Consider the following 21,201-nt stretch of genomic DNA (forward strand, 5'->3'; position numbering starts at 1 on the left):
GATTGTGTGCACTGCTCTGAGAATCATGGGAGACTGCCTCGTATGAGCAGCAGCACCCCACAGGGCGCCCGCGCCCGCGCCCGGATGGAAATCACCGCGGCCATCAAGGACGAGGCCCGCAGACAGCTCGCCGCCGAGGGCGCCGCCAAGCTCTCGCTGCGCGCCGTGGCCCGCGAACTCGGCATGGTCTCCTCCGCGCTCTACCGCTACTTCCCCAGCCGGGACGACCTGCTGACCGCTCTCATCATCGACGCCTACGACTCCCTCGGCGAGAGCGCGGAGGCCGCTCACGGCAAGACCGCGGACGCCGGGCCCCTGCGGCGCTGGACGGCGGTGGCGCAGGCCGTACGCGACTGGGCGCTTGGCCATCCGCACGAGTACGCGCTGATCTACGGCTCGCCCGTGCCCGGCTACACCGCCCCCGACACCACCGTCCCGTCCGCCTCCCGCGTCGGCCTCCTCTTCATCGGCATCGTCCGCGACGCCCACCAGGCCTCCGCCCTCACCGAACCGGCGCCCCTGCCCGCCGAACTGCGCGCCGAGGCCGAGCGCATGGCGGCGGACCTGGCGCCCGACCTTCCCCCGGCGACGGTCGCGGCCCTCGTCGCCGCCTGGGCCCAGCTCTTCGGGCTGGTCGGGTTCGAGCTGTTCGGGCAGTTCCACCGGGTCGTGGAGGACCGGGAGCCGTTCTTCCGGCAGGCGGTGACGCGGCTCGCACAGGGAGTGGGCCTGGGGTGAGCCGGTGGGAGGGGGTGTACTTCGCGGGGAGTACGCGTGATCACCACGCGCGGGTGACGCGGCCCGACAGCCATCGCGTCTAGCGTGGCGGCATGGACGAGCAGCAGGCGCGCCCGGGCGGCGGTCCGCCCATGTGGTGGCGGAACGGGCCCCCGATGTGGTGGCGGCACGGGCCGCCGTCGTGGAACCGGTGGGAGGACGGCGCGGAGCGCGCCCCTCGCCGGCCCTGGCGCTCCACCCTGCTGATCACGGTCTTCGTCATGGCCGGCTCGAACTTCGCGGCCCGGGGCCAGTCCGACCGGGAGGACATCGACCTCTTCGCTCGCGTGCTGCTGCTGGTGGCCACGGGGCTGCTGCTGTGGCGCAAGCGGTACCCGGTGGCGGTCGCGTTCGGCACGTCCGCGGCCGCCATGGTCTACCTCGGCGCCGGATACCCCTACGGGCCGGTCTTCCTGGCCGTGGCCGTGGCCTGCTTCAACGCCATCGTCATGGGACACCGCAAGGCGGCCTGGACGGCGGTCGGGACGCTCTGGATCGGCCACGTCCTGGTGGCCCACTGGCTGTACCGATGGCTGCCGCCATCCGGTGACCCGGCCGCCCCCTGGGGGCAGGAGGGCGTGATCGCCGCCTGGGTCGCGGCGATCGTGGCGGTGTCGGAGCTGGCCAGGACCCGGCGCGAACAGTGGGCGAAGGAGCGGGCCGAGCGGGCCCAGGCGGCGCGGCGCCGGGCCGACGAGGAGCGGCTGCGCATCGCCCGCGAACTGCACGACGTCCTCGCGCACAGCATCTCCGTGATCAATGTGCAGGCCGGCGTGGGCCTCGCCCTCCTCGACACCGACCCCGAGCAGGCACGCTCGGCGCTCACCACCATCAAGGCCAAGAGCAAGGAGGCGCTCGGCGAGGTCCGCCAGGTCCTCGACACCCTGCGCACCCCCGGCGACGCGCCCCGCACACCGGCCCCCGGCCTGGACCGTCTGCCCGAACTGGTGGAGCAGGCGGCCAGCGCGGGCCTCACCGTCGAGGTCGAGGGCGAGCCGCCCCGCCTCCCGCCCGGCACGGACCTCGCCGCCTTCCGGATCGTCCAGGAAGCCCTGACGAATGTCGTACGGCACTCGGGATCGCGGCATGCGCGCGTGCGCCTGGAGCACGACGACGTTACGACGCTACGGTTGCGTATCGACGACGACGGTCCGGCGACCGGCGCCGACGCGGGCGGCAGCGGCAACGGACTCGCCGGAATGCGGGAGCGGGCGGCGGCGCTGGGTGGCACGATCGAGGCGGGCCCGCGCGACGACGGAGGGTTCCGGGTGCTCGCCGTACTGCCGTTGAAGACCGCCGCCGACGCCAAGGAGGACCGGTGATCCGCGTACTGCTCGCCGACGATCAGTCACTGGTGCGGGCCGGATTCCGGGCGCTGCTCGACGCGCAGCCGGACATCGAGGTGGCCGGGGAGGCCGCCGACGGCGAGGAGGCGGTGCGGGGGGTGCGTGAACTGCGGCCCGACGTCGTCCTGATGGACATCCGGATGCCGCTCCTCGACGGGCTCGCCGCCACCCGCCGGATCACCGAGGACGACGCCCTCAAGGGCGTGAAGGTGGTCATGCTCACCACCTTCGAACTCGACGAGTACGTCTTCGAGGCCATCCGAGCGGGCGCCTCCGGCTTCCTGGTCAAGGACACCGAGCCGGAGGAACTCCTGCGCGCGGTAAGGGCGGTGGTCGAGGGCGACGCGCTGCTGTCGCCGGGGGTGACCCGGCGGCTGATCGCCGAGTTCGCCGCCCGCTCCAAGGAGCCCGCTGCCGCCGACACCCTCGGCGAACTCACCGAGCGCGAGCGGGAGGTCATGGCGCTGGTCGGCATCGGCCTGTCCAACGAGGAGATCGCCCGCCGCCTGGTGGTCAGCCCCCTCACCGCGAAGACCCACGTCAGCCGCACGATGGTGAAGCTGGGCGCCCGCGACCGGGCCCAACTCGTCGTGTTGGCCTACGAGTCGGGGTTGGTACGCCCGGGCTGGCTGGGCTGAGAGCTCTGCCGGAACCGCATCAGCACGCTGACGACCCGGGCGAAGAACACCACGACCGCGACCGTGGCGCCCACCCGGACGAGCGTGCCGCGCGTACCGTCCGACACGTCGAAGACGAACGCCGGCCCGGCGACCGCCCCGAACAGCACCGCCGCCGCGAACGCGGCGCTGAACAGCGCGTACCCGATCTCCACGGTGATCGCGTCCCGCTCGGCCTGTCCGCGCCGTCCCCCGTAACTCTCCATCCCCCGAGTCAAACAGCCGTGGGGGGGGGGGGGGGGGGGGCCGGAGCCCGGGCGCCGCGCCGCCGCCCCCCCGCCCGCCCCCCTAAACTCCCCCCCCCCCCCGACCACCAGCGGTGCCCCCGGTGCGCCATGAGGCTGCACCGGGCGCACGCGGAAGGCATCCCCCAGGGCCTGTCCCCCGATCAGGCCCTAGTCACGGACCGCGACGCGCTCCGCTTCCGCCTCCCTGGTGGTGGACTTGGCGACCACGACCGTCGGCTGCTTGCGCCGGGTGCGCAGTCCGGTGAGGGCGATCAGCAGGCCGACGACCGCGATCACGGTGATCACGACCAGCGCGGGCAGGTAGCTGTCCAGGACGGCTTGCGGATTGGCGGGGTCCTCGGGCGCGTTCGCCGTCAGGACCGCCGTCACGACCGCCAGGAACAGCGCGCCGCCCACCTGGACCGAGGTGTTGAGCAGCCCGGAGACCATGCCCTGCTCATGCTCGTCGACGCCGTTCGTGGCCTGGACGTTGAGCGAGGGGAACGTCAGCGCGAAGCCCGTGCCGACCAGCAGCATGGTGGGCAGGATCACCGCGGCGTAGACCGGGTCGAGGTCGATCCGCAGGAACAGGAGGTAGCCGGCGACCAGCGCCGCGAACCCGATCGCGATCAGCCGCGCCGTGCCGAACCGGTCGATGATCGCGCCGACCTTCGTCGCCGACAGCGCCACGAGCGCGCCCGCAGGCAGGAACGCCAGCGCGGTGTGCAGCGCCGACCAGCCGAGCAGCTGCTGCATGTAGAGGGTCACCAGGAACTGGAACCCGATATAGCTGCCGACGAACGTCAACGCGCCTAGCTGGGCCCGGACTTGAGGGCCGGAGCGCAGCACTCCCAGCCGGATCAGCGGGCTCGGGCTGCGCCGCTCGACGAGGACGAAGGCCGCCAGCAGGACGGCGACGGCGGCGAAGGATCCGATCGTACGGGCCGCGGCCCAGCCCACCTCGGGCGCTTCGACGACGGTGAAGACGAGCAGCAGCATCGAGGCCGTGCCGAGAACGGCGCCGGGGATGTCGTAGCCGCCGTCCGCCCGTTCGCGCTCGCTGCGCGGCAGCAGCTTCAGGCCGACGGCCAGGGCGATCAGCGCGATCGGCGCGGGCAGCAGCATGGTGAAGCGCCAGCTGGCCTCGGTGAGCAGGCCCGAGAAGACGAGCCCCATCGAGTAGCCGGTGGCGCCGCAGGTGGTGTAGATCGAGAGCGCGCGGTTGCGCACCGGGCCCTCGGCGAAGGTCGTGGTGATGATGGACAGGCCGGCGGGGGCGGTGAAGGCGGCGGCCAGGCCCTTGATGAAGCGGCTGGCGATCAGCAGCGGGCCCGAGTCGACGAGCCCGCCGAGCAGCGAGGCGAGCGCGAAGACGGCCAGGGCCACCAGGAACACCTGGCGTCGGCCCAGCAGGTCGGCGGTCCGTCCGCCGAGCAGGAGCAGACCGCCGTAGCCGAGGATGTAGCCGCTGACGATCCACTGCAGGGTCGAGGTGGACAGGCCCAGGTCGGCGCCGATGGACGGCAGGGCGACACCGACCATGGACACGTCCAGCGCATCCAGGAACATCGCGGCGCAGAGCACCAGCAGGGTGCCCCACAGGCGAGGCGTCCAACGTTCCTCGGAGGCGGGGTGGGTGAGCGGAGAGGTCATGGCGAAGACAGTACATGCGTATGCATCGAATGCAAGCGCATTTAATGCTGATGCAATGAACCCGGATCTCTGCTACGGTGCGCGCATGGCGGCGAAGAAGGCCGAACAGGCGCTCGTGGACCAGTGGCGGGACATCCTGGCCCTGCATGCGCGCACACAGTGCGAACTCGACCGCGCCCTGACCCAACACGGCCTGTGCGCCAGTGACTTCGAGGTTCTGGACGTGCTGGCGGACGGCTGCTCGTACCGCGTCCAGGAGATCTCCGAGCGCGTCCATCTGAGCCAGAGCGCGCTGTCGCGGCTGATCGCCCGACTGGAGAAGGACGGGCTCGTCGAGCGAGGCCTGTGCGCGGAGGACCGGCGGGGCGTGCGCGTGTGCCTCACCGGGAAGGGGCGCACGCTGCACGGCGAGGTGCTGCCGGTGCAGCGTGCGGTGCTGACGAGGATGCTGGCGAACTGACCGGCGTATGCCTGGAGTTGCTCTTCGAGTTGCTCTTTGAATCACTCTTTGAGTGAAGGCTCGGGCGTCAGCTCCAGACGACGGCGGAGTTCTCCCGCCACAGCGCCGCGACGGCGGCGTCGCCGGTCACCCGTGGGAAGGGCTGCCGGTTCCACAGCGACAGGTAGAGCTGCCCGGCCGACCCGCTGATCTCGCAGTCGGCCTCTCCCACGTCGTCCCGCTCGGCCGCCGGCGGCTCCTGCGACAGCCGTACCGTCCACACGGCGCCGTCCGTGTCCGTCGCCCGTACCCGCAGCACCCGCGGTTCGGCGCTGCGGACCCGGCTCTTGGGGCGGGCGTGGAAGGCGCGCAGCAGCTCGTCGATGCCGTCGGCCGCGAAGCCCGGGTCGATCGGGGTCGGCGTCCCGCCCCGTGCCGACTCGGCGTCGAAGCGGTGCACGGTCGTCTCGTGGGCCTGTCTGCGCGCCCAGAACGCGAGAGGTGACGGGGCGGGCAGGAAGTGCCAGCACTGCACGTCCGCGGGGGCGCCCGCGAGGGTCTCGACGAGGTTGCGGTGCCCCTCCCGGAACCAGGCGAGCAACTCGGCGCCGTCGAGGTCGGGCAGACCGGCGTCGGCCTGGTAGGCGGTGTGCTTCTCGGCGACGAACGCCGTCGCCCAGCGGTGCACCATGCCCGTGTGCCGCAGCAGATCCCGCACCTGCCACCCCGGACAGGTCGGCACCTCGGCACCGGACCCGGCCTCGCCGGCGGCCGTGGCCAGCAGCTCGCCCTCGCGGTCCAGGGTGCGGATGAAGTCGGCTGTTTCCATGGGGTGAGTGTGCCGGATGGAGCGCGATCGAGGGGAAGCGGTGTCCTGCGACGGCGCCCTCGACGACGGCGGTGCGAGGGCGGCGGCGATACGGGGGCGGCGGCAATGTGAGGGCGGCGGCGGTGCGAGGGCGGCGGCCGGAACCCTGGTCGTGCCGGACGGCGTCGGCCTGTTCCGCCGTCCGGTCAGTTCGATCCCGTGTGGTGCGTCGCCACCATCCGGTCAGTTCGGTGTCGTGCGGCGCGTCGCCACCCCGATGAGTGTGGCGATCGCCGCCAGGACCGCGACGCTGGTGAGGGCGACCGGCAGGGAGAGCCAGTCGGCCATGAAGCCGATCGCGGGTGGGCCGAGGAGCATGCCGCCGTAGCCGAGAGTGGAGGCGGTGGCGACGCCGTCGGGACCGGCGAGAGTGCCCGCGCGTTCGACGGCCACGGGGAAGAGGTTGGCCAGGCCGAGCCCGGTGACCGCGAAGCCGAGCAACGCCGCCCAGAGGGAGGGCGCGAGGGAGCCGAGGAGCATGCCGGCCGCCGCGGTGGTGCCGCCCGCGATGACGGTACGGCCGTGGCCGAGCCGTTCCAGGAGAGCCGTACCGCTGAGCCGGCCGATCGTCATGGCCAGCGCGAAGCAGGAGTAGCCGACGGCGGCGACGCCGGGCGAGGCGTGGAGGTCCTGTTCGAGGTGCAGGGCGCCCCAGTCGGCCATGGCGCCTTCGCCGTACGCCGTGCACAGGGCGATCAGGCCGAAGACGATCACCAGCCCGCGTGTCCGGGTGTCCGGGCGGCGCCGGGTGCCGCGTTCGGGCCGGGTGGGTCGCGTGGTCGTCGGCGGTTCGTGGCGTAGCAGTACGCGGCCCGCCACGAGCGTCACCAGCAGCCCGATCACGGCGAGGCCCAGCAGGTGCCGGGTGGGGGAGAGGGCCCCCGCGACCAGCCCGCCGAGTCCCGCGCCGACCATGCCGCCGAGGCTGAACGCCGCGTGGAAGCTGGGCATGATCGGCCGGCGCAGTGCGGCGACCAGATCGACGGCGGCGCTGTTGAAGGCGACGTTGATGCTGCCGTACGCCGCGCCGAAGAGGAGGAGTACGGCGCCCAGGGCGAGCACGGAGTGGGTGAGCGGGGGCAGGGCGACGCTCAGGGAGAGGAGTACGGCGCATACGACGGTGACCTGGTGGGTGCCGTAGCGGCGGCAGAGGCGGCCGGTGAGCGTCATGGTGAGGACGGCGCCCGCGGAGACGCCGAGGAGGGCGAGGCCGAGGGCGCTGGCGGAGGCGCCGGTCTGTTCCTTGACGGCGGGGATGCGCACGACCCAGCCGGCGAAGAGGAAGCCGTCGAGGGCGAAGAACGTGGTGAGGGCGATACGGAGGCGGGTGAGGTCGGTCGTGGAGCCCGGCACAGCGCTGTGCGATCGGGCTTTGTTTATTTGCGGCACAAAATCAGGCTAGGTGGGTCCGGTGAGCGGGGCAAGGGGGCGCCGGGCCGCCGGGTCGGAGTCGTCGCGGGACCTGGGAAAGATCGCCGGCGAGCCATTGGGCACCTGCATTCACCGAGCGTCACAGATTCCGTGGAGGTGTCACGTTCCGTGCCCTGACTGTCCGCCGGTCGTCAGAAGTGCCACTCTGGGACGGAAGGCAACCGCCGAGGGAACTCGGGAGGGCCCCGATGGGACGTGACGTGCCGGCCCTGGTGTTCACGCGGGAGGACCGCCGCCGATACCGGGAGAAGATGCACACCTGCCTCGATGTGCTGGCGCAGATGCTCCGCGAGTCGACCTTCGAGAGCGAGCGCCCCCGGGTCGGGCTGGAGATCGAGCTCAACCTCGTGGACGGCGACGGGCGCCCCGCGATGCGCAACACCGAGGTGCTCCAGGAGATCGCCGACGCCGCCTGGTCCAGCGAGCTGGGCCGCTTCAACCTGGAGATCAACATTCCGCCCCGGGAACTGACCACCGGGGGCCCTGGCGCCTGGGAGCAGGCGATCCGTGACGCGCTCAACCACGCCGAGGAACGCGCCTCGGCCGTCGGCGCACACCTGATCATGATCGGCATCCTGCCGACCCTGGGGGAGTCGGACGTCGACGAGCGGGCCCTGTCCGGCGACCCCCGGTACCGGCTGCTCAACGAGCAGATCTTCGCGGCCCGGGGCGAGGACCTGCGGATCACGGTGGACGGCGTGGAGCGCCTCGCGACATACGCCGACACCATCACCCCCGAGGCCGCCTGCACCAGCACCCAGTACCACCTCCAGGTCTCGCCGAAGGACTTCGCGGACTACTGGAACGCCGCCCAGGCCGTCGCGTCCGTACAGGTCGCGCTGGCCGCCAACTCGCCGTTCCTCTTCGGCAAGGAGCTGTGGCGCGAGACCCGTATCCCGCTGTTCGAGCAGGCCACCGACACCCGCCCCCAGGAGATCAAGGCCCAGGGTGTACGCCCCCGGGTGTGGTTCGGCGAGCGGTGGATCACCAGCGTCTTCGACCTGTTCGAGGAGAACGTGCGCTACTACCCGGCGCTGCTGCCGCTGTGCGACGACGAGGACCCGCAGGAAATGCTCGACCGGGGCGACGCCCCCCAACTGGGCGAACTGACGCTGCACAACGGCACGATCTACCGCTGGAACCGTCCCGTCTACGCCGTCACCGACAGCGGCCCGCATCTGCGCATCGAGAACCGTGTCCTGCCCGCCGGCCCCACGGTGGCCGACACCATCGCCAACGGCGCCCTCTACTACGGCCTGACCCGCGCCCTGGTCGACGAGGACCGGCCGATCTGGACGCGGATGTCGTTCTCGGCCGCCGAGGAGAACCTGCACACCGCGGCCCGCGACGGCATCGACGCCCGTCTGTACTGGCCCGGCATGGGCGAAGTGCCGGTCACCGAGCTGGTGTTGCGACGGCTGCTGCCACTGGCCCACCGGGGGCTGGAGCTGGCCGGCATGGACGCGGCGTGGCGTGAACCCATGCTGGGCATCGTCGAACAGCGCTGCGTCACCGCCCGCAACGGCGCGCTGTGGCAGGCGGAAGCGGTCCACCACCTGGAGAAGGGCGGCGCCGACCGGGAAGAGGCGCTACGGCAGATGACCACGACGTACATGGACTACATGCACCTGAACGCGCCCGCGCACACGTGGCCCGTGGACTGACCCGCGCTCACCACGCCGCGGTCCGCCACTCCTCGGCCGCCGTCAGCGGGACGCGGGCGGGCGGCTCGGCCGACGTCGTCAGCTCGATGCGCCGTCCCTCGGCCGAGGAGCGCAGCAGGGCGCTCATCGTCTCCAGTACATGCAGGGCGAGGTCACCGCTCGCGCGGGGCGCGCGGCGGCCGTCGGCGGTGACGAAGTCGAGCAGTCCGACGCCCCGCGCGGCGTCGACGTAGCCCGCGGACGGCGGGAGCGCCCGCCACTGCGTGCCGCCGAGTTCGAAGAGCCGTACCTCACCGTCGAAGCGGTTGGGGTCCGGGACCGCCAGGGTGCCCGCGTCGCCGTGGACCTCGATGGGCGCGGCGGTCGTGGCCACGCCGTCGAAGCTCGTCGTGAGCGTCGTCAACGCCCCGCCCACATGCTCCAGCACCCCGGAGACATGGCTGTCCACCTCGACCGGGATCCGCTCGCCCGCGCGCGGCCCCGACCCGATGACGCGCTCGGTGCGCAGCCGGCCGGCCATCCCGGTCACGGCCCGCACCGGCCCCAGCAGATGGACCAGGGAGGTGAGGTAGTACGGCCCCATGTCCAGCAACGGGCCGCCGCCGGCCGTGTAGTAGAAGTCGGGGTGCGGATGCCAGCGTTCGTGACCCGGCGTGACCATCACGGCCGTGGCGAACTGGGGGCGTCCGATGCTCCCCGCCGCCACCGCCGCCCGAGCCGTCTGCACGCCGGTGCCGAGGACGGTGTCCGGCGCGCATCCCACCCGGACACCGGCCTTCGCGGCGGCCTCCAACACCCCCTGCGCATCGGCGAGTTCGGCGGCCAACGGCTTCTCCCCGTAGACGTGCTTGCCGTGCCCGATCGCGCCGAGGGCGATCTCCGCATGGGCCGCCGGGACGGTGAGGTTCAGCACCGTGTCCACGTCCGGGCTGCTCAGCAACTCCTGAACGGACAGCGCCGCGACGCCGGGGAACTCGGCGGCGACCGCGGCCGAACGGGAGGCGTCGAGATCGGCGACCGCCGTGATGCGTACGGCGCGATGGCCGACGAGCGTGTCCAGGTACGCGCGGGAGATGACGCCCAGCCCTACGACGCCGATGCGGTGCGCGTCGCCCACAGCATGCCCCTCTCGATGACGGTGCGGACGTTCGGGTCCTCAAGGACGTCGAGGCTGTGCCCCGGTGTCGTCACGACGATGCGCCCGGCGCCCCATCTGCGGGTCCAGATCGCCGGCGAGGTGACGGGCCGGTGCCAGGGCTGCCAAGGCCGGGCGGGATGGGTGGTGGTGGCCAGGACGTCGATCAGGTCGTCGTGGAGCACCCAGTACTGCTCGGTGTGCAGCTCGAAGTCCCCGATGCCCGCCGTGACGGGGTGCTCGCGGCCGAGGTCCGTGAGGGTGACGACGTACGGCAGGTAGTTGTCCTCCTGACCGCCCCGGCGCTCGCACGGCTCCTTGCCCGGGTGGGTCGCGAACTGCCCTCCCACCAGGTGCAGATAGTCGGCCGAGGCGCGGAACGAGTCGGCGATGCCGCCGTGCCAGCCGGTGAAACCGGTGCCCGCCTCCACCGCCGCGGTCAGTCCCGCCAGCTGCTCCGCGCTGATCTGCGACATCGTCACGCACTGCACCACCAGATCGGTGGCGGCCATCTCGGCGGCGTCCGCGTAGACGTCGGTCGACTCCTCGACCCGGACGGCGTAACCGTTGTCCCGGAGGAAGGGCAGGAACAACTCGGTGGCCTCGACCGGCCGATGCCCCTCCCAGCCGCCTCGCACCACCAGGGCGTTCTTCCGCGTCATCTCGTTGAATCACCGTTCCGTGGCCGACACGTGGCACCGCTCCCTCACTATGCGCCGGTTCGCTCGCGCTCAGGAAGAGGTGCCGAGATCACGAAAGTTTCGCGTTGGGGAGGCCCGCTCAGGCTCGGGCGTCGACCAGCCAGCAGGCTCCGGTGAAGCGGACCTCGGTGCCGTGCACAAAGGGTTCGAAGGCCGCGCGGACCGTCTCGACGATCCGTGACCGGGTCTGCTCGTCGGCGTCGGGCAGCACCTGGCCCAGCGGGCCGAGCCGGGTGAAGTAGCCGACCAGTTCCCGCTCCGGCAGGGTGCATTCCTCGTCGATCGGCCGGATGTCGACACCGCTCCATCCGCTCTCCTCCAGGATGCGGTGGATGTTTGCCGAGTCCCCGAAGGCGAACTGCCCCGGCCCGTCCGTGCGGCGGGCGGGCAGGCTGGGCAGGAGCGGTGCCGCGGCGCGCTCGGCCGTCGTCATGAACGGGTTCTCCGCGGGGCCGCGCCAGGCGATGAACCGGAGCCCGGCCCCGTCCCTGGCCGCCCGCCGGAGATTCGCGAAGGCCCGGACGGGGTCGTCGAAGAACATGACACCGAAGCGCGAGATCACGGCGTCGAAGGCGGCGGGCTCGAACGGATGCTCCGCCGCGTCGGCGCGGATGAAGGAGGCCGGTGTGCCCTCCCGCTCGGCACGCTCCCGGGCGGCGGTGATCACCGGCTCGGAGATGTCGACGCCGACACAGTGACCCGCCGGCCCGAGCCGTCGGGCGACCGCCAGCGTGGTGCCGCCGGTGCCGCACCCGACGTCCAGCACCCGGCCGCCGTGCTCGGCTGCCGCCGCTTCGACGAGCGGGCCCTCGAACGCCTTGAGGGTCTGGTCCAGCACCGCCTGTGCGTCGACCCAGGCGTGCCCGGCCCGTCCGTTCCAACGCGTCGCCTGCTCGTCGTTCGTGCTGTGCGTGACGTCCATGATCGCCTCCTGGGCTTGCCTTCGTCGGGCCGGGATGACAGCGTGCTACTTCAAGTCGACTTGAGGTCAAGCTGATGACGGACCTGGATATCTCCGAGGTGGCACGCCGCGCCGGAGTCCCTGCCTCCACCCTGCGCTACTACGAGGAGAAAGGGCTCATCGCCGCCGTCGGCAGACGGGGCCTGCGGCGTCAGTACGATCCCGGCGTACTGGAGCGCCTGGCGCTGATCGCGATGGGGCGTACCGCCGGATTCTCGCTCGATGAGATCGCGCGCATGTTCGCCGAGGACGGGCAGCCCCGTATCGACCGGCAGGTGCTCGCGGCCAAGGCGGACGAGCTGGACCGACGGATCCACGAGCTGGCCGCCATGCGTGACTCCCTGCGGCACGCCGCCGCCTGTCCCGCGCCGAGCCACATGGAGTGCCCGACCTTCCGCCGCCTCCTCAAGGCGGCAGCGTCGGGCGCGGTCGCGGCGCCGAGGAAGCGGGCTCCGCAACCCCCGTGACACCCGACGCCGTCACGCTCTCGGCATCGGTTCCCTGTCCGTGTGCCGCCGACGGGGGACCCAGGGCCGGGGCCGGCCGGGTCGCGCGACCCCGGACTCCTGGGACGGCTCCGGAGCCGCCAGATGATGTTGCAGATCGATGTGACGGAACTGGTGGACCGCTCCGGTCCGGCGCAGCACGCCACGGCGTTCGTGGGCGTCGCTGAGGAAGGCCGTCAGGTCGCGGGGGAGATCCCCGCGCATGGCCAGGTGGTGGCGGGTGAGGGTGTGGTACCACCAGGCGTTCTGGCTGAGCGCGGCGGCCAGGCCGACCGTGATGCCGTAGGCCAGACCGCGGTCGAGGATGTGGGCCGGGGTCATCGCGATCGCCCGGCCGTCCGTGGTGCCACGGCCCAGCCCGTAGTAGAGCCCGCCCTGGACGGCGTAGTCGATGCCGTAGCAGAGAAGGAAGGCGGCTCCGGCCACCAGGCCGACCGCGAGCCACAGCCGGGCGAAGATCCGTTGGTCCTGTTCCAGCAGGGTGACCGGGCCGGTCGGGGCGGTGAGGTCGGCGGGCTTGCCGGAGAGGCCGTGGGCGATGCCCACCGTGAGGCCGAACGCGCAGGAGAACGTGAGCATCGTCGAGACGGGATAGGAGGGGGCGCCCGAGAGCAGCGACTGGAGTCCCGTGACCGCCCAGTGCGTCAGGCCGACCGCACAACCGCCGGCCAGCCCCGTCGAGAAGCCCCGCCAGTCCCAGGCCCACCGGGTGCGCACGGTCGGGATGGCACCCGGGCGGTGACCGGACAGCCGGCCCGCGCGGTGGCCGAACACGCCGCCCGCCAGCGCGCACACCGTGGCGGTGGCGAGGGCGCCCACGGCAGCGGCGGTGGCACCGTGGTTGACGCGGTACGAGAAGAAGAGCGTGGCCCCGGTGCCGAACCCCACCGCGCACATACGGTGGTCCCAGGTCCAGCGGTGCCCGCGCTCAGGGCCTCTGCTGGCGAGCGCGCCGATGATGCCGCCGACGAAGCCGTAGGCCAGCCCGTTGGCCGTGGTGGCCGCCGGCCACTGCAACTGCCCGGTCGCGAGGACATGGGTGAGGCCCTCGGCGACACCTCCCGTCAGACCCGCGACGAGGCCGCATCCGATGCCGCCCGCGATCCCGCCGGCCAGCCCCGCGACCATGGCCGCCGGCGGGCCCGTCAGCCACCCCGAGTCGAGGCCCGCGAACACCGCCGTGAGCCGGCCGGCGCCGGTGGCGGCGACCCACGCCACGACGCCGAGCACGACCCCCGTCACCATCTGCGCGAACCGCCTCGGCAACGCCCGGCGCAACTGCCACCACGCCAGCTCGGTCGTCCCGCCCAGCGTGTGCTGCAGATGCCGGGCCAGCCAGCGCAGGGCCTGCTCGGCCTGCGCGGCGGACCAGCGGCACGGATACCCCGGGTGGGGCCGGTACGCGGCGGGCACGTACGCGTCGAAGAGGTGGGCCCGTACGGCCGCGGCGTCGGGGAAGCGGACCTCGTCGCACAGGTTCGCCGGCCTGGGGAGGTCGGTGTCCCCCTCTCCGGGACGCGGGTTGTACACGGTGCGGGCCAGGAACAGCATCAGTGGCGTGGTGAGCGCGCGGGCCACGGGCGCGTCCGTGCCGAGGAGAGCGATCACCGGATCCCACCGGGCGGCGGCAGCGGTCTCCTGGCCGCCCGCGTCCCGTCGCAGATACGCGGCGATGTCCGGGGCCGCCAAGGGGCTCAGTTCCACCGCCGCCGCGCCGCTGAGCTTGACGGGCACCCCGTGGGCGGGGGCGAGCGTGTCGCCGTACTCCTCCAGGCGGCTGCTCAGGACCAGCGGACGGGCGGGCGGCAGCGCCGAGTTGACGGCGTCCAGCGCCCTGGCGCGGAACCTTTCCGGGATCTCGTCGAAGCCGTCCAGGATCGGCAGGATCAGCCGGTTCTCCAGCAGGGCGGCGCCGACCGCGTGGCCCGTCTCCGGGTCGCCGAGGCCGCTGTAGTCGCGCTGGAGCCGCTCCGCCATCCACGACTCCAGCGGCTGCGCCTCGGGATTCCAGGACGCCAGCGAGAACAGCACCGGAACGGGGCCGCCCGGCTCGCGTACGGCCGACAGGGCGAGCAGCAGGCGGATCAGCAGCATCGTCTTCCCGCTGCCCGGTCCGCCCAGGATCACCAGGCGCCGCGTCGGCACCCGCTCCAGGAACACGTCGGTGATCTCCCCGCCCGTGCCGCCCAGTTCGGCCGGTCCGTCGGCCCAGCGGGTGCGTGAACCCGACCGGTCCTCCGCCAACTCCCGCAGCAGCGACCACGATTCGCCGAACCGGGCGTCGGCCGCCCGCCAGGAGACCGCAAGCGGATAGGGGTCGTTCAGACGCCGGACCCGGGCCTCGGACTCCCACTGCTGCCGCACCGCCGGCGCCAGCCGGTCCGCGACCCGGGCCAAGTCCTCGGCCTCGCGCCGGTCGGCACGCAATGTCGCCCACGACAGATACATGCCGCCCACCGACGGCAGCAGCGCGGCCACCGTCTCCGCGATCCGCAGGTCGAAACGGACGGCCAGGCACACCGCCCCGACCATGCCGCCGACCGAGAGCACGAGATAGACCGCACCGACCCGCCGAGCCCGCCAACCAGTCCCCATGGCCGGATTTTCGGCGCCGGGACACACCGGACGCGGGACATCGGCGGACCGGCCCCACGGACGAGTGACAGGGGAGTGGCGGCGGGGCGGGTTTCCTCCCGGGTTCTCAGATCCAGCCCTCCTCCCAGGCGCGATGGGCGGCCGCGTGCCGGGTCGGGACGCCCAGCTTGGACATCGCGGAGGACAGGTAGTTGCGGACGGTGCCGGGGGCCAGATGGACCCGGGCGGCGATGTCCGCGACCGACGCGCCGGTGCGGGCGGCGCGCAGCACCTGAAGTTCGCGGTCGGTGAGGGGGCAGTCGTCCTCGGTCAGTGCGGAGGCGGCGATGTCCGGGTCCACATAGCGGCGTCCCACAGCGATGTCACGGATGATCTCCGCCAGCCGGGCCGCCGGGGTCGTCTTGGGGACGAAGCCGCGCACCCCGGCGGCCAGCGCCCGGCGCAGCACGGCGGGCCGGGCGTGCCGGGTCACCAGCACGATGTGCGTGGGCAGTTCCGCCCGGATCTCCTCGGCGGCGCGCAGTCCGTCGGTGGGCGGCATCTCCAGATCCAGGACGGCGATGTCCGGACGGTACTCCCGGGCCAGCCGCACCGCCTCGGTCGAGCTGGCCGCCTCCGCGACCACGGCGAGGTCCTGCTTCAGCGCGAGCAGGGCGGCCAGCGCGCTTCTGAGCAGGTCCTCGTCGTCGGCGATCAGCAGGCGGATCATCGGGCGGCTCCGTCGGCGGGGTTGGGCGACTCCGGTGATCGCGGCAGTCGCGTGGGCTTCGCCGGCAGCTCGGCCACCACCACGAAGCGGTCACCGTCCCGGCCCCACGTCAGCTCGCCGCCCGCCGCTCGCAACCGCTCGGCGAGGGTGCGCAGTCCCGTGCCGTCGAGGCCGGTGGGGTGGTCGTGGTCCTCGGTGCCGTCGTTGCCGATCCGCAGGCGGGCGTGACCGTCCACGAGGCGGAAGCCGACGTCGGCCCGCCGGGCCTGGCTGTGCCGGAGCACGTTGGTGGTGGCCTCCCGCATCACCAGACCGAGCAGGTGCCGGGCGGAGTCCGTGAGTCCGGCGGCGACGGCGGCCGGGTCGAGGGTCATCCTCGCGTCGATGCCGGCCGCGGCCAGCACCCGCGTCGCGTTGCCGATCTCGTTGTCCAGGGACGTCCGGCGGTACCCCTGCACCACGGCCCGGGTGTCGCTGAGGGCGTCCGCCGCCAGTCGCCGTATCTCCTTCAGTTCCGCGGCGGCGCGCGCCGGGTCCGGTTCGACGAGCCGGGACGCCAACTCGCTCTTCAGCGCGATGACTTGGAGGCGGTGCCCCTGGATGTCGTGCAGGTCACCGGCGAACCGCAGCCGCTCCTCCCGGACCGCCAGCTCCGCCTCCAGCCGCCGTGCCTCGTCCAGCCGCCGCGCCGTGTCCCAGGCCCACAGGGGGCCCAGCGTCACCCAGGCCGTGAAGGCGACGAGCCCGGCCGGGAACAGCGCGGCGTACACGGGCTCACCGTCCCCGGCGAGCAGACTGACCGCGCCCCCGGGCAGCGTGGCGAGGACCACGGCGCTCACGATCAGCAGTCGTCTGCGGGGAGGCGGGAGGTAGGTGGCGACGACGGCCACCACCAGCGCGGGCGCGACCGGCCACAATCCGTAGTTGCGCAGGGCCAGCGGAAAGGCCGCGAGCACAACTCCGGCCCCTACGGCGGCGATCAGCCGGCCCAGGGGTGGTCCGCCGGGGTGTGCATCAGGTGTCGGCATCGGCATCGACATGAGTGCCAGCCGACGGCTCAGCAGTACGACGCACGCCCACACCTCGACCACCAGCGCGGCGGCGACCGGTCCGCGGGCCCACAGCGGGACGTCACCGTCGAGGACCCACGCGCCGACGAAGAGCGCGAGCACGGCCACCGTCATGCCCGGCACGGTCCACCACGTGTAGCGACGGAAGCTGGTCAGCCCCGCCGTCCCGCCCTCGATCGCCCCGTCCCGCACCCGGTCATTGTGGCCCAGTCGGCATGACAAATGTCATGCGAGGACGTGACAACACCACGCGTGCGCAGGGGGATTCGGCACTACTGCCGGGCCGCTCCGGACAGCAGGTTGGAGATGTCGCCGCAGACGCCCACGACCAGGAGACTCCCCATGTCCACCCCTGCCTCCCAGCCCGCCCCTCGGCCCGCCTCGCACCCGACGGCGAACAGTCCGCACCGCCCGGCCGCGATGCTCAGACGCCGCTGGCCCACGGCGCTGGCCGTCGCGGTCGTCGCCCTCAACGTGATCGCGTCCGGCTCGCAGGACGTGGCCGACGCGGTCGGCGGCTTCGGCGAGACCCTGCCGCTGCTGCCCCTGATCTATCTCGTCGTCCACCAGATCGGAGAACCACGGGCCACCTGGCCGGTGCTCGGGGCCGGGCTGGTGCTCGTGTTCGCCCTCCCCTTCCAGGACGCGGTCGCCCCGTCGACGGTCCTCGTCGCCCTGGCGCCGGCGGTCCTCGCCTGGGGCGCCGTCCGCGGAACACCGCGCGGGCGGGCCCCGTTCGGGGTCCAGGCGTCCGGGTTCCAGGCCATGGGCGCGCTGCTCTTCTGCGGGCTGGCGCTGGCCGGGCTGGCGGTGGATCCCGACCTGGGCCGGTATCTGGTGGCAGCCGGCTGGTTCCTCCACGGCGTGTGGGACTTCGTGCACCTGAGGCTCGACAAGGTCGTCTCCCGTACGTTCGCCGAGTGGTGCGGCGTCATCGACGTATGCGTCGCCGTCCAACTGCTCTTTCTGGTCTAGGACCCGTCCTGGCCGGCACGAAGAACGGCCGAGAAGCGTCGGCGCGGGGCCCGTGACCGGGCTCCGCGCCGTACGTTGCCACCAGTGGTCTCGCCTGCCCGAACCGCCAACTCCGTGCACTGGGAGCTCTCTTGGACACCGAAGACACCTCCGGCGCCCTCCGTTCCGGCCCGCTCTCCCGTCGCAGATTCCTCCAGGCGACCGCGACGGCGACAGCCGGAGTCGGCGTCACCGGCACGGTGCTCACCACGGTCGGCGTACCGGCTGCGGCCGCGGCCTCCGGCACGACCACCGTCTCCCTCACCGCCGCCACCGGAGGTTCCGCCACCCTCGCCCCGGCCGGTGACCGGCTGGTCGCCGAGGTACAGAACGTGCTCTGGTCCATCCCGCGCGAAGGCGGCAACGCCGTACCGCTCACCCCGCCCGGCCTCGAACCCACCCGCCCGCAGTTCTCGCCCGACGGCAGCCGACTCGTCGTGTGCGCCTACCGCGGCGGCGGCTTCCACCTCTGGACGCTGCGCCCCGACGGCTCCGGGCTGCGGCAGCTCACCGACGGACCGTGGGACGACCGGGGCCCGGCCTGGTCGCCGGACGGCACCCGGATCGCGTTCGCCTCCGAGCGCGGCGGCGACTCCGTGACCGGCGCCCCGTACCGCATCTGGACCGTGGACATGCGCACCGGCGAGCTGACCCGGCTCACCGGACGCCCCGGACAGCAGGGCCCCGGACAGGACGCCCGCTGGGAGGACTTCGACCCGGCGTGGTCGCCCGACGGGCAGCGCGTGCTGTTCGTGCGCGCCGGCGTCACCGCCACGGGCACCCTGCGCGCGGCCACCGTCGCGTCGGTGGCCCCCGACGGCTCGGGCCCGGTCACCACCGAGCACACCGACGACTCGGGCGCCCAGCTGATGACCCCCGCCGTCGCGCCCTCCGGCCGCCTGGCCTACTTGCGCACCACCCCCTCGCCCACGGCCTCCTGCACCCTCGTCGTGGACGGCAGGCCGGTCGCCGTGACGGGCGACCTCCTCCCCGCGCCGCCCCGCTGGACCGACGGCGAGCGCCTGCTCCTCACCGTCGACGGACACTTCCGCCTGGTCGACCCTGGCGCCCCGGGCAGCGGCGAGGAGATCCCGTTCACGGCCGCACTGCCGGTGGACCGGCCCCGCTACCGGGGCAAGGAGTACGACTTCGAGGGCGCCGGCACCCGCCCGGTGCGCGCGCTGCACCTGCCCGCCCTGTCACCGGACGGCCGCAGCGTCGCTTTCGCCGCGCTCAACGCCCTGTGGATCGGCCGTACCTCCGACGGCCGCACACCCCGCAAGGTCCTTCAAGTCCCCGCCACCCGCTATGTCCTGGCGCCGGCCTGGACACCCGACGGTACGGCCCTGGTGTACGCCGACGACCGCGACGGGCTGTTCGCCGTACGGCGCCGTGACCTCGGCTCCGGCGAGGAGACCGTGCTCGCGCGAGGCGGCCGCATCTTCCCCGCCCTCTCGCCCGACGGCACCCGGCTGGCCTGCCTGGACATGTCCGGCAACCTCGTCGTGCGCGACCTGCCCGACGGCACCGAGCAGGTCCTCGCCGCACCCCTCGGAGCCGGTGGGCTGCCAGGACGCCCCAGCTTCTCGCCCGACGGCCGATACGTGGCCCTGTGCGACCGCAACCGTCTCAACCAGCGGTTCCGCGAGGGCTACAACCTCATCCGGGTCGTCGACACGACCACCAAGTCCGCCGCCCTGCACGCCCTCGCCCCCCACACCTCCCTCTCCGACCGCTACGACTCCGGCCCCGTCTGGTCCCCGGACGGCCGCTGGATGGCCGTCGTCGCCGAGTCAGCGCTGTGGCTGCTGCCGGTACGGGCCGACGGCACCCCGGACGGCGAGCCCCGCCGACTCACCACCGAACCCGCCGACCACCCGTCCTGGTCCGCCGACGCCCGCACCCTGCTCTACCTCTCCGCGGGCACCCTGCGCCTGATCGACATCGGCGACGGCAGGACCCGTACCGTCCGTGTCCCGCTGGACCACCGCAGGCCGCGCCCGGCCGACACGGTCGTGCACGCGGGCCGCCTCTGGGACGGCACCGGCCCGGACGTCCGCGAGGACATCGACGTCGTCATCCGTGACGGCCGTATCGCGGAGGTGGCCCCGCACCGCGCCGGCCGCCCGTCCGCACACCGCGTCGACGCGAGCGACCGCACCGTGATCCCGGGCCTGTGGGACGCCCACACCCACCCCTGGCAGTCCACCTACGGCGGCCGGCAGACCGCGCTCCAACTCGCGTACGGCATCACGACGGCCGTCTCGCTGGGCGGCTTCGCCTACGAGCAGGCCCGCATCCGGGAGGCGGTCGCCGCCGGTGCCCTCGCCGGACCCCGGCTGCTCACCACCGGCGAACTCCTCGACGGGGCCCGGGTCGCGTACAGCATGGGCCGCGCCCACCGCACCCGCGAGGGACTGCGCCGTTCGCTGGCGCGCGGGGAGGCGCTGGACTGGGACTTCGTGAAGACGTACGTCCGGGCCCCGGGCTGGGTGATGAAGGAAGCCGCCGACTTCGGGCGCGAACGGCTCGGCGTGCGCAGCGGCAGCCATCTGTGCACCCCGGGTGTGCAGCTGGGCCAGGACCTCACCACCCATCTGCAGGCGACGCAGCGGCTTGAGTCCGGGCACGCGACCTCCGCGACGGGGCGCTCCTACCAGGACGTCGAGGAGATCTACACCCGCGCGGGCTTCCATCTCGTCGCCACCCCGTTCACCTCGCTGGCCCTGCTCGGCGCCGACCCCGCGCTCGCGGACGACCCACGCGTCACCGCGCTGATGCCGCCGTGGGACACCGCGCTCGTCCGCGAGCAGGCCGGACAGCCGCCCACCGAGGCCCAACTGGCCACACTGGGACGGGAGATGAGCGTCTACCGGCGGATCCTCGCGGGCGGCGGTCTGATCGCCCTCGGCACGGACCAGCCGCTCGTCCCGGTCGGACTGCATCTGCACCTGGCCCTGCGCGCCCTGCACCGGGCCGGCCTGACACCGGCCGAGGCGCTGCGCACCGCCACCCTGCTGCCCGCGCGTGTCTTCGGCGCCGACGCCGACCTGGGCACGGTGGAGGAGGGCAAGCTCGCCGACCTCACGGTGGTGGACGGGGACCCGTTCACCGACTTCTCCGCACTGATCCGTACGGTGGCGGTCCTGCGCGGCGGCGTCCCGTTCGAACAGTCGGACCTGGTCGACGCCTTCGACACCGCCACGGAGCGGCGGGCGGAGCAGGAGTGGCTGGAAGTGAGCCGCCTCATGCGCCGGGAGGGGTGCTGCGATCTGTGACCTGTGCGCCGGTCATGGTCCACACACTTCCTGGCACATCTGCGCAGGAGCATCACTTTGGCTGCACACAGCCTGTCCAAAGCCTCGTTAGCGTTGCGGCCGTTCGACCCTTTATACGAATGTGACCAGGCCGAGGCCCAACGGGGCCGT

Annotated in this window: 18 protein-coding genes; 8 read left to right on the forward strand and 10 right to left on the reverse strand. The window is 73.0% G+C overall.

Annotated features, from left to right (window positions below; all coding sequences use genetic code 11):
- The first annotated feature begins 42 nt into the window (after window positions 1-42).
- The 3 genes from ACFWYS_RS06815 to ACFWYS_RS06825 all read left to right on the forward strand — a co-directional run bounded on the left by ACFWYS_RS06815 (window position 43) and on the right by ACFWYS_RS06825 (window position 2,761).
- Window positions 43-738: a TetR/AcrR family transcriptional regulator gene (locus ACFWYS_RS06815; protein ID WP_384764382.1), complete on the forward strand. Its 696-nt coding sequence runs from the start codon at window positions 43-45 to the stop codon at window positions 736-738.
- Window positions 739-830: 92 nt separating this feature from the next.
- The gene (locus ACFWYS_RS06820) at window positions 831-2,099 is read left to right on the forward strand and encodes a sensor histidine kinase (protein ID WP_384764385.1); all 1,269 of its coding nucleotides are present in this window, start codon (window positions 831-833) and stop codon (window positions 2,097-2,099) included.
- Window positions 2,096-2,761 carry a response regulator transcription factor gene (locus ACFWYS_RS06825; RefSeq protein WP_272113871.1) on the forward strand — a complete coding sequence of 222 codons (666 nt, stop codon included), beginning with the start codon at window positions 2,096-2,098 and terminating at the stop codon, window positions 2,759-2,761. The genes ACFWYS_RS06820 and ACFWYS_RS06825 overlap by 4 nt, the downstream gene beginning before the upstream one ends.
- Here the strand turns inward: ACFWYS_RS06825 and ACFWYS_RS06830 are convergent.
- Window positions 2,722-3,006: a DUF6332 family protein gene (locus ACFWYS_RS06830; protein ID WP_384764389.1), complete on the reverse strand. Its 285-nt coding sequence runs from the start codon at window positions 3,004-3,006 to the stop codon at window positions 2,722-2,724. The two genes, ACFWYS_RS06825 and ACFWYS_RS06830, sit on opposite strands and share 40 nt — an antisense overlap.
- A 189-nt stretch (window positions 3,007-3,195) precedes the next feature.
- Window positions 3,196-4,680, reverse strand: coding sequence for an MFS transporter (locus ACFWYS_RS06835; RefSeq protein ID WP_384764392.1), 1,485 nt, complete (start codon window positions 4,678-4,680; stop codon window positions 3,196-3,198).
- Window positions 4,681-4,765: 85 nt separating this feature from the next.
- On the opposite strand from ACFWYS_RS06835, the gene ACFWYS_RS06840 reads away from it, so the two are divergent.
- The gene (locus tag ACFWYS_RS06840; RefSeq protein ID WP_384764395.1) at window positions 4,766-5,140 is read left to right on the forward strand and encodes a MarR family winged helix-turn-helix transcriptional regulator; all 375 of its coding nucleotides are present in this window, start codon (window positions 4,766-4,768) and stop codon (window positions 5,138-5,140) included.
- A gap of 67 nt (window positions 5,141-5,207) precedes the next feature.
- On the opposite strand, the gene ACFWYS_RS06845 is transcribed toward ACFWYS_RS06840, so the two are convergent.
- Together ACFWYS_RS06845 and ACFWYS_RS06850 are read right to left on the reverse strand one after the other, a co-directional pair.
- Window positions 5,208-5,948: a maleylpyruvate isomerase family mycothiol-dependent enzyme gene (locus ACFWYS_RS06845; protein WP_384764398.1), complete on the reverse strand. Its 741-nt coding sequence runs from the start codon at window positions 5,946-5,948 to the stop codon at window positions 5,208-5,210.
- Window positions 5,949-6,170: 222 nt separating this feature from the next.
- Window positions 6,171-7,340, reverse strand: coding sequence for an MFS transporter (locus ACFWYS_RS06850; RefSeq protein ID WP_384764401.1), 1,170 nt, complete (start codon window positions 7,338-7,340; stop codon window positions 6,171-6,173).
- 266 nt (window positions 7,341-7,606) lie between these two features.
- Here ACFWYS_RS06850 and ACFWYS_RS06855 point away from each other — a divergent pair, with 266 nt between their 5' ends.
- The gene (locus tag ACFWYS_RS06855) at window positions 7,607-9,082 is read left to right on the forward strand and encodes a glutamate--cysteine ligase (RefSeq protein ID WP_384764404.1); all 1,476 of its coding nucleotides are present in this window, start codon (window positions 7,607-7,609) and stop codon (window positions 9,080-9,082) included.
- Window positions 9,083-9,089: 7 nt separating this feature from the next.
- On the opposite strand, the gene ACFWYS_RS06860 is transcribed toward ACFWYS_RS06855, so the two are convergent.
- The 3 genes from ACFWYS_RS06860 to ACFWYS_RS06870 all read right to left on the reverse strand — a co-directional run bounded on the left by ACFWYS_RS06860 (window position 9,090) and on the right by ACFWYS_RS06870 (window position 11,840).
- Entirely contained in the window at window positions 9,090-10,199 is a 1,110-nt protein-coding gene (locus tag ACFWYS_RS06860; protein ID WP_384764407.1) for a Gfo/Idh/MocA family protein, read from the reverse strand.
- Window positions 10,169-10,879 carry a ThuA domain-containing protein gene (locus ACFWYS_RS06865; RefSeq protein WP_384764410.1) on the reverse strand — a complete coding sequence of 237 codons (711 nt, stop codon included), beginning with the start codon at window positions 10,877-10,879 and terminating at the stop codon, window positions 10,169-10,171. Before ACFWYS_RS06865 ends, ACFWYS_RS06860 begins: the two co-directional genes overlap by 31 nt.
- A gap of 118 nt (window positions 10,880-10,997) precedes the next feature.
- Window positions 10,998-11,840 carry a class I SAM-dependent methyltransferase gene (locus ACFWYS_RS06870; protein ID WP_384764413.1) on the reverse strand — a complete coding sequence of 281 codons (843 nt, stop codon included), beginning with the start codon at window positions 11,838-11,840 and terminating at the stop codon, window positions 10,998-11,000.
- A gap of 74 nt (window positions 11,841-11,914) precedes the next feature.
- Between ACFWYS_RS06870 and ACFWYS_RS06875 the strand changes: the two genes are divergently transcribed.
- Window positions 11,915-12,346 carry a helix-turn-helix domain-containing protein gene (locus tag ACFWYS_RS06875; protein WP_384764415.1) on the forward strand — a complete coding sequence of 144 codons (432 nt, stop codon included), beginning with the start codon at window positions 11,915-11,917 and terminating at the stop codon, window positions 12,344-12,346.
- Between the two features lie 12 nt (window positions 12,347-12,358).
- Here the strand turns inward: ACFWYS_RS06875 and ACFWYS_RS06880 are convergent, their stop codons facing one another.
- The 3 genes from ACFWYS_RS06880 to ACFWYS_RS06890 form a co-directional block, all read right to left on the reverse strand.
- Window positions 12,359-14,980 (reverse strand): NACHT domain-containing protein, encoded by a 2,622-nt coding sequence (locus ACFWYS_RS06880; protein ID WP_384764418.1) that lies wholly within the window; start codon window positions 14,978-14,980, stop codon window positions 12,359-12,361.
- A 106-nt stretch (window positions 14,981-15,086) separates the two neighbouring features.
- Window positions 15,087-15,689, reverse strand: a complete 603-nt coding sequence (locus ACFWYS_RS06885) for a DNA-binding response regulator (protein ID WP_384764420.1) — start codon at window positions 15,687-15,689, stop codon at window positions 15,087-15,089.
- Window positions 15,686-16,951 carry a sensor histidine kinase gene (locus tag ACFWYS_RS06890; RefSeq protein ID WP_384764422.1) on the reverse strand — a complete coding sequence of 422 codons (1,266 nt, stop codon included), beginning with the start codon at window positions 16,949-16,951 and terminating at the stop codon, window positions 15,686-15,688. Before ACFWYS_RS06890 ends, ACFWYS_RS06885 begins: the two co-directional genes overlap by 4 nt.
- A gap of 150 nt (window positions 16,952-17,101) precedes the next feature.
- On the opposite strand from ACFWYS_RS06890, the gene ACFWYS_RS06895 reads away from it, so the two are divergent.
- Both ACFWYS_RS06895 and ACFWYS_RS06900 read left to right on the forward strand, forming a co-directional pair.
- Window positions 17,102-17,734 carry a hypothetical protein gene (locus ACFWYS_RS06895; RefSeq protein WP_384764425.1) on the forward strand — a complete coding sequence of 211 codons (633 nt, stop codon included), beginning with the start codon at window positions 17,102-17,104 and terminating at the stop codon, window positions 17,732-17,734.
- 131 nt (window positions 17,735-17,865) lie between these two features.
- A complete protein-coding gene (locus tag ACFWYS_RS06900) occupies window positions 17,866-21,051 on the forward strand; it encodes an amidohydrolase family protein (RefSeq protein ID WP_384764428.1) in 3,186 nt (1,061 codons plus the stop codon).
- Window positions 21,052-21,201 lie beyond the last annotated feature (150 nt).

The sequence above is a fragment of the Streptomyces sp. NPDC059010 genome (assembly GCF_042740355.1).
Taxonomy (GTDB): Bacteria; Actinomycetota; Actinomycetes; order Streptomycetales; family Streptomycetaceae; genus Streptomyces.